The 7,910-nt window shown below is 50.6% G+C and carries 9 protein-coding genes; 8 read left to right on the plus strand and 1 reads right to left on the minus strand.

Annotation, left to right across the window (positions count from 1 at the left end; translation table 11 throughout):
• Positions 1-75: 75 nt before the first annotated feature.
• Positions 76-258, plus strand: coding sequence for a helix-turn-helix domain-containing protein (locus JKP77_RS09920; RefSeq protein ID WP_218311028.1), 183 nt, complete (start codon positions 76-78; stop codon positions 256-258).
• Positions 259-447: 189 nt separating this feature from the next.
• On the opposite strand, the gene pepB is transcribed toward JKP77_RS09920, so the two are convergent.
• Positions 448-1,731 carry an aminopeptidase PepB gene (gene pepB, locus JKP77_RS09925; RefSeq protein WP_218311029.1) on the minus strand — a complete coding sequence of 428 codons (1,284 nt, stop codon included), beginning with the start codon at positions 1,729-1,731 and terminating at the stop codon, positions 448-450.
• 60 nt (positions 1,732-1,791) lie between these two features.
• Between pepB and sfsA the strand changes: the two genes are divergently transcribed.
• The 7 genes from sfsA (at position 1,792) to panC (ending at position 7,765) form a co-directional block, all read left to right on the plus strand.
• Entirely contained in the window at positions 1,792-2,493 is a 702-nt protein-coding gene (gene sfsA, locus JKP77_RS09930; RefSeq protein WP_218311030.1) for a DNA/RNA nuclease SfsA, read from the plus strand.
• 216 nt (positions 2,494-2,709) lie between these two features.
• Complete coding sequence (gene dksA / locus JKP77_RS09935) at positions 2,710-3,159, plus strand: RNA polymerase-binding protein DksA (RefSeq protein WP_218311031.1); 450 nt, start codon at positions 2,710-2,712, stop codon at positions 3,157-3,159.
• Positions 3,160-3,249: 90 nt separating this feature from the next.
• Positions 3,250-4,176 (plus strand): tRNA glutamyl-Q(34) synthetase GluQRS, encoded by a 927-nt coding sequence (gene gluQRS, locus JKP77_RS09940; RefSeq protein WP_218311032.1) that lies wholly within the window; start codon positions 3,250-3,252, stop codon positions 4,174-4,176.
• Between the two features lie 86 nt (positions 4,177-4,262).
• A complete protein-coding gene (pcnB, locus tag JKP77_RS09945; protein WP_218311041.1) occupies positions 4,263-5,573 on the plus strand; it encodes a polynucleotide adenylyltransferase PcnB in 1,311 nt (436 codons plus the stop codon).
• Positions 5,566-6,063 (plus strand): 2-amino-4-hydroxy-6-hydroxymethyldihydropteridine diphosphokinase, encoded by a 498-nt coding sequence (gene folK / locus JKP77_RS09950; RefSeq protein ID WP_218311033.1) that lies wholly within the window; start codon positions 5,566-5,568, stop codon positions 6,061-6,063. Before pcnB ends, folK begins: the two co-directional genes overlap by 8 nt.
• Positions 6,064-6,116: 53 nt before the next feature.
• The gene (gene panB / locus JKP77_RS09955) at positions 6,117-6,911 is read left to right on the plus strand and encodes a 3-methyl-2-oxobutanoate hydroxymethyltransferase (RefSeq protein WP_218311034.1); all 795 of its coding nucleotides are present in this window, start codon (positions 6,117-6,119) and stop codon (positions 6,909-6,911) included.
• Between the two features lie 2 nt (positions 6,912-6,913).
• Positions 6,914-7,765 carry a pantoate--beta-alanine ligase gene (gene panC, locus JKP77_RS09960; RefSeq protein WP_218311035.1) on the plus strand — a complete coding sequence of 284 codons (852 nt, stop codon included), beginning with the start codon at positions 6,914-6,916 and terminating at the stop codon, positions 7,763-7,765.
• The last annotated feature ends 145 nt before the right edge of the window (positions 7,766-7,910 follow it).

Here is a 7,910-nt window from a genome sequence, read left to right on the forward strand (position 1 = left end):
GTTTTTTCGTAAAAGACTCGCAAATTGTCGCATTTACGCTTAAATTTTACTATCACCAAAACGAGGTAGTGTTAAATGAGCTTAATGACAGTAAAAGAAGTCGCTGCGTTTCTGGATATTCAGGAAGTGCGGGTAGAACGACTCGAGCGCGAAAGCTTACTGGTTTCCAAAGAAAAAGACATCGAAGGAAATCCGCTTTTTGCAAGAAACGACGTTGAAAATTATAAAAAGCTGGCTGAACGCTTGGGCGGGCTGTAGCAACCCACACACGACGCACACCAGTCTTTTCACTTACGCTGACGTATCACGATGTCACGATGTCACGATGTCACGCGGCAGCATAAAGAAAAAATCCAGACAGCTTGTAAAGGCTGCCTGGATTTTTATTGTATAAAGAGAATGAGAAATGGGTACTAAGTGGTAACGACCGCACGCCATCAGAGATAACTAGTAGTCCATCACCATTCTCGAAATACTCTTAATGCCGTTAGCTGTGGCGCCCACCGGCATTTCTGCACTGGCACTGCCATGATAGGCCGCTGCTAAGTCCAGATGTACCCATCCCTTACCACCTGGCTCGACGAAACGGGCCAGGAAGCCTGCGGCGTTAGACGCACCACCACCGCCGCCGCCTTTCTGCGGACGACTGTTGGCGGTGTCGGCAAACGCGGAAGGGCAACGATCTTTGTGGAATGGCTCAAGGGGGAGCGGCCAGAAGCGTTCCCCTTCGCTTTTCGCTGACGCCAGCATCGCTTCACGAGCGTTATCATCCATAGTAAAGACAGCGTGATAATCGTTACCCAGCGCTACCACCGCCGCGCCTGTGAGCGTTGCGGCGTTGATAATAAGCGGTGCACCAGTTTCGGTTGCCCGCAACAGGCCATCGGCTAATACCAGACGGCCTTCTGCGTCAGTATTCACGATTTCCACGCTCACGCCATTTTTATAAGTCAGGACATCACCTAACTTGTAGGCATGACCGGAAATCAGGTTTTCCGCACAACATAAGATCAGTTTGATGCGCTTTTTGGTGCCTTTCATGATGGACAAACCCAGCGCACCAGTAACTGTAGCCGCTCCGCCCATATCACATTTCATGTCCAGCATGCCTTCGCTGGACTTGATGCTGTAACCACCGCTGTCAAATGTAATGCCCTTGCCTACCAACACTGCGTCTACCGGTGCGTTATCGGCACCAGAGGGGTTGTAATCTACCTCCAGCATTACTGGCGGGCGCACACTACCCCGGCCCACATTATAGATACCTGTCCAGCCGGCTTTGTTGAGATCTTCACCTACAATCATTTCAACGGTGACAGCGTCACCCCCTAACTCTTTAATCCAGTTCCCTGCGCGGCGCGCAAGGTTTTCCGGAGACAGATCTTCCGGGGTATCGTTAACCAGCTGACGGGTAAACAGCATGGCAGCATAATCCTGCTCCAGTGTGGCTTTATCGTCATTGTCACACCAGTTTACAGCGCCCGGATTGCGCGCGCGGGTGAAACTCATTGCGAACGCCCATTGCTGAGCGCGGCTCCAGTCACCTTGGAAGGTCACTGAGGGAATCGCTAACCCATCTATTTTGCGCGCAGCTTGCTGGATCACGCGCAGTTCGTCCTGCGCGTCAGCAAGATGTATCGTGGCGCCTTCCCCACTAAAAGTCAGACGGTTCGCTTCGCCCCATTTTAACTCTGGCTTATCCTGCGATAGCGATACAGTAAAATCAGTCATAACAAATGCTTCCTCGCTTGGTACACTTAACATGTTTTTGCTTTTTACGAATAGGTGCTTATGCAGTTCAGTTCTCCGCTTCTTCGCGGCACGCTGATTAAACGTTACAAACGTTTTTTTGCCGATGTGTTATTAGACGACGGACGAACCGTCACCGCTCACTGCCCGAATACTGGTGCGATGACCGGTTGCGCTGAACCTGGCTTCATCGCTTATTTAAGCGAGTCGGACAATCCTAAGCGAAAACTAAAATTCACATGGGAACTGGCACAAACGCCCGAAGGCCATTTCATCGGCATTAATACGCACAATGCCAATAAACTGGTAGCGGAAGCACTAAATAACAAGGTGCTGGACGAATTTAATGTAATTGATGACTGGAAAGCAGAGGTCACACCTCCGGGCGCAGACAGCCGATTTGACTTTGCGCTTAAGGCGGGTGAAGAAACCCGCTACATGGAAGTGAAATCCGTAACGCTGGCCCGTGGCAGTAAGGGATATTTTCCTGATGCGGTTACCACCCGTGGTGCAAAGCATTGTCTGGAATTAGCCCGGCTAGCAGAGGAAGGGGTGCACACCAGCTTATTGTTTTGTGTGCAGCATACTGGTGTAAAAAGTGTACAACCCGCGATAGATATTGATCCAAAATATGCAGAAGCACTATTCATTGCTGCAAAAGCTGGGGTACAGATTCTGGCGGCAGGCTGTGCAATTAACGAACAAAAAATCACGTTAAATCAATCACTCCCGCTAATAAAGTAAAAAATAAGTTGATTTTTCTGCTTATGCCGCCATATTTGCGCCTTGTTTTGCCTTTGCGGTACCCGAAGTGTACCGCCTAATCAGCGCGCCGTTGCCCAGTTTTGGCGCGCATCAGAAAGGTTACTGAGACACGTCCGTTGCCTGAGGGTGTCGATTCTGTTATAGATATCCGACTATTCAGGACACCTGGGTGTCGTAGTGTAGGAGATGTGGCAAATGCCAACAGGAAAAGAAGCGAAATCCCTGGGACTGTTAGCCTTAGCTGGCCTGGCACCATACCAGCCGAAAGCTGACGAAGAATACATGAATGATGCACAGATGGAGCATTTCCGTCTGTTGTTGAAAGCCTGGCGCAATCAGCTTCGTGAAGAAGTGGATCGCACTGTAACGCACATGAAAGACGAAGCCGCAAACTTCCCTGACCCGGTAGACCGGGCCGCACAGGAAGAAGAATTCAGTCTGGAATTGCGTACACGCGACCGCGAGCGCAAGCTTATCAAGAAAATTGAGAAGACACTGAAGCGAATCGAAGATGACGATTTTGGTTTCTGTGACCAGTGTGGCATCGAGATTGGCATTCGTCGTCTTGAAGCACGTCCGACAGCAGATCTTTGCATCGATTGCAAAACCATGGCTGAAATCAAAGAGAAGCAGATGCAAGGCTAACACTGTCAGCAGTTTGCTTTTAAGAGACAATCCTGCCTTTACGGATGCAGGCTTGTCTCGCTGTCTCTTTTTTATCTGTTATCTATCCTAATGTCACGTCATACGGGCTATATCGGCCGATTTGCTCCCTCGCCCTCTGGTTCACTCCATTTTGGTTCTCTGCTAGCGGCTTTAGCCAGCTACCTGGACGCTCGCGCCAATAACGGCTCCTGGCTGGTACGAATGGAAGATATTGACACTCCCCGCTGTGTAAAAGGTGCGGATAGCGATATTCTGCATACGCTCGAACGGTACGGCTTTGAGTGGGATGGCGAGGTCATGTATCAGTCTCATCAGCATGAGAGATACCGGCATGCCGTAGAGGCGTTGCTTGCCAGAGAGTCGGCGTATTACTGCACCTGTACCCGGAAAATGATCAAAGATGCGGGGGGGGCCTATCCGGGAACCTGTCGATACGCCTCACGCCCGCCGGAAAACGCCGCGGTACGGGCAAAGCTAGTTACGCCTCGTAACCACGTAAGTGATCGTATCCAGGGCGACATTGTGATTGACGATCCTCACGCCCTGGAAGATCCTGTTATTAAACGTCGTGACGGACTGTTTGCCTATAACTTAGTCGTCGTCATGGATGATGCTTATCAGAATGTCACCCATATTGTTCGCGGGAACGATCTGCTCACCACGACTGCCACCCAGCAAAGTCTGTATGCATTGCTGGAGTATCCGGCCCCGACATACGCCCATATTCCCGTAGCATCGGTGACGCCAGGCAGAAAACTCAGCAAACAAAATCATGCGGCACCACTTAGCCAAGACAGAATCGTGCCGACGCTTTTAAGTGCCATGTCGTTGCTGGGATTACCTGTCTCTCAGGCACCACAGGACGGCAACATAGAAAGGCTGTTATCATGGGCAATAGCAGAATGGAACGTGAATTTCGTTCCCAAACGAAGTGAAATCATTGTCGATCGCTATCAATCGACTTATTATAGCGACCCTCAGGTTACAGCGGAGTAAACATCATCATTAATCGCGTGTTCAAATCGGTGAAAGGCGTATTCAGCCGGGAAAAGTCTTCAGTCAACATTATTGAGGGTGTCAAAATCCCGCGCGCCGAACATGGCGTATCCCGTGACGATATCAGTGAAAACGCATTGAAAGTGTTATACCGGCTTAATAAAGCAGGCTTTCAGTCGTACCTGGTAGGTGGTTGCGTGCGTGACCTGATGATAGGACTCAAACCAAAAGATTTTGATGTAGTAACCGATGCTACACCTGAACAGATTAAAGGCTTATTTAAAAACTGCCGTCTTATTGGACGACGGTTTCGTCTTGCCCACATTGTGTTTGGCAGAGAAATTATTGAAGTAGCCACGTTCCGCGGTCACCACGCTGATGACCATGACGGCGATAAGAAAACCGCGCTGGGAAAGCAGGATGAACACGGTCAGCTGGTACGAGACAACGTGTTTGGCAGTATTGAGGAAGACGCCGAGCGCAGAGACTTCACTTTCAATGCCATGTATTACTCGGTTGCCGACTATACCGTTACCGACTTTGCCAACGGCATTGATGCGATTAAAAAGCGCGAAGTTCGGCTGATTGGCGATCCGGAAACCCGTTACCGGGAAGATCCCGTGCGGATGTTGCGTGCCGTGCGCTTTGCCGTAAAACTGGGAATGCGTATCGATGACACAGCTGCCGCCCCGATTAAACCACTGGCACATTTGCTGGGTAATATCCCGCCTGCCCGCTTGTTTGAAGAGACACTGAAGCTGTTTCTGTCCGGGCAGGGCGAACAAACATTCCAGATGCTGCATGAATTCGGACTGATTACACCACTGTTTCCGCAACTGGAACCGTTAGTGAAAGATCCTAACAGCCGGGAAATGCAATTTATTCTGAAAGTATTGCGCAACACCGACGACCGGATTAACAGCAATCAGCGGGTAACGCCAGCCTTCCTTTACGCCGCATTATTGTGGTATCCGCTGGAAGAGCAGTCTCAGAAACTGATGGCTGAGTCAGGCCTGAACAGTCACGACGCCGTGAATATTGCCATGGGTGAGGTGATCAGCCGTCAAACCCAGCGCATTATGATCCCGAAACGTTTTTCCACCGTCATGCGTGATATCTGGATTTTACAGCAACGCTTGCCGAAGCGCTTCGGACGTCGTGCCTTCCAGTTGCTGACGCACCCTAAATTTCGTGCCGGTTATGACTTCCTGCTGGTGCGGGGTCAGGTAGAAGGCGGCGATCTACTGGAACTGGCGGACTGGTGGACACAGTTTCAGCACGCAGATAACAACAAGCAAAAGGGTATGCTAAACAGCCTTCGTAAAAAAGAAGGAGGCAGTGATAAGCCTCGTCGTCGCCGGCGCAAAAGCAGCCCGAAAAAGGCACCAGATGCATAAGGAACACGTTTATCTCGGATTAGGCAGTAACTTAGGGGAGTCAGCGGAAACGCTGCACCAGGCTTTTGACGCGATAAACAATATCGAAGATACGCGTGTACTGCGCAAATCCTCGCTGTATTCCAGCACCCCGATGGGTCCGCAGGACCAGCCTGATTACGTCAACGCCGTGTGCCTTATCGAAACCGCTTTGAAACCTCATAGTCTGCTGAAGCAACTGCAGGCTATTGAACTGGCGCATGGCCGCGAACGCAAAGGTGAACGTTGGGGGCCACGCACGCTTGATCTGGACATTCTTCTTTACGGTGCAGAATCCGTCGCCACAACGGATTTGATCATTCCTCACAGCGGCATGTCAGAGCGCGAATTTGTACTGGTGCCCTTATTTGAGATTGCGCCTACCATGATCATGCCTGACGGCAAACCGATTGCACAATGGGTTGCCAAGTGCTCATTGGATGGCCTTCGCCGCTTGCGCACTTCCAATTAATCATAAAATCCGTATAGTTCGCCAATCAACATATCGATATCAGGATAGTTGCCATGAAAAAAGTCACGGTTTCCGGTTTACTCGCAAAGAAACAAGCCGGAGAAAAGATTGCGGCACTGACTGCCTACGACGCCAGCTTCGCAAAAATGTTTGATGAACAGGGCATTGATATTATGCTCATTGGTGACTCTCTGGGCATGGTTCTGCAGGGTCAGGATGATACGCTGCCGGTAACCACCGACGACATCGCCTACCATACCCGTGCGGTAAGACGCGGTACGTCCCGCGCTTTTGTCATCGCCGATATGCCATTTATGAGTTACAGCTCCCCCGACGTGGCTTACCAAAACGCCGCCACGTTAATGGCAGCAGGCGCCAGCATGGTCAAGCTGGAAGGCGGCAGCTGGCTGGCTGAGACGATCACAGGCTTAAACCAGCGTGGTGTTCCTGTGTGTGGACATCTGGGCCTGACACCGCAATCGGTGCACGTATTCGGCGGGTTTAAAGTCCAGGGGCGTGATCAGGATAAGGCAGCTAAGCTCATCGAAGAAGCCATTGCTCTGGAACAGGCAGGCGCGCAATTGCTGGTGCTGGAGTGTGTGCCCTCTTCGCTGGGCAAAGCGGTGGCGGATAAACTGGCAATTCCGGTTATCGGTATTGGCGCTGGCAAAGACACTGACGGTCAGATTCTGGTAATGCATGACATGTTTGGCATCAGTGCCAACTACATGCCTAAATTTTCAAAAAATTACCTGGTTGAGACTGGCGACATGCGCAAGGCCGTGAAAAAGTACATCGACGATGTTCAGTCAGGCGCGTTCCCCTCGGCAGCACATAGTTTCGAATAGTCATGAAAAACTTTACTACCATTGCTGAATTGCGCGACGCCCGCAAAAACTGGCGTCAAGCGGGTAAGACCGTTGGCTTCGTTCCCACTATGGGGAATCTGCACAACGGTCATCTGCAGCTTGTTCGCGAAGCTAAAAAGCATTGCGATATGGTTATCGTGAGCATTTTTGTAAACCCAATGCAGTTTGGCGCGAATGAAGATCTTGATGCCTATCCGCGCACGCTCGACGCCGACCAGCAAAAGCTGATGTCGCTGGATGTGGATGCGCTGTTTCTACCCACCGCGGACATCATGTATCCGAAAGGCCTCGATCAGCAAACCTTTGTCGAGGTGCCGGGCATTTCTGATGTGGTTTGTGGCGCAAGCCGGCCAGGCCACTTCCGTGGTGTGGCGACCGTAGTCACCAAACTGTTTAACATGGTCCAGCCAGAGCGCGCATTTTTCGGTGAAAAAGATTACCAGCAGCTACAGGTTATTAAAGCTCTGGTAGAAGACCTGTCTATGGACATTCAGATTTACGGCGTTCCGACCGAACGTGAAGCCTCAGGCCTGGCTATGAGCTCGCGCAATGGCTACCTCGATGAAGCGCAAAGGCAAACGGCGCCTGCACTGAATGCGATGATGATGTCACTTCGTGAGGACATTCTTCAGGGCGAACGTGACTATCCTAAATTAGAGACGAAATATTCCGCCGATCTGAATGCTGCAGGCTTTACCACAGACTACGTGTCTGTCCGTCATGCCAGAACACTGCAAAACGCGAGCGCAGAAGATCAAGAGCTCGTTATTCTGATTGCCGCATACCTTGGCAAAACCCGTCTTATCGACAATGTTCAGGTAAGTCTCTCCTGATACAACATGCTGTGTAACCTCTTATCCACAAAAAAGCCGGACACGTGTCCGGCTTTTTGTTAACAATGTGTCCCGTCCTGAAATACGTAGACATAAAGAGGACTTCTTTATGACAACTTCAAGTAATCAAAGACCTAAGCGCACA

It is taken from the genome of Alteromonas antoniana (assembly GCF_019249295.1).
In the GTDB taxonomy this organism is placed as follows: Bacteria; Pseudomonadota; Gammaproteobacteria; order Enterobacterales; family Alteromonadaceae; genus Alteromonas; species Alteromonas antoniana.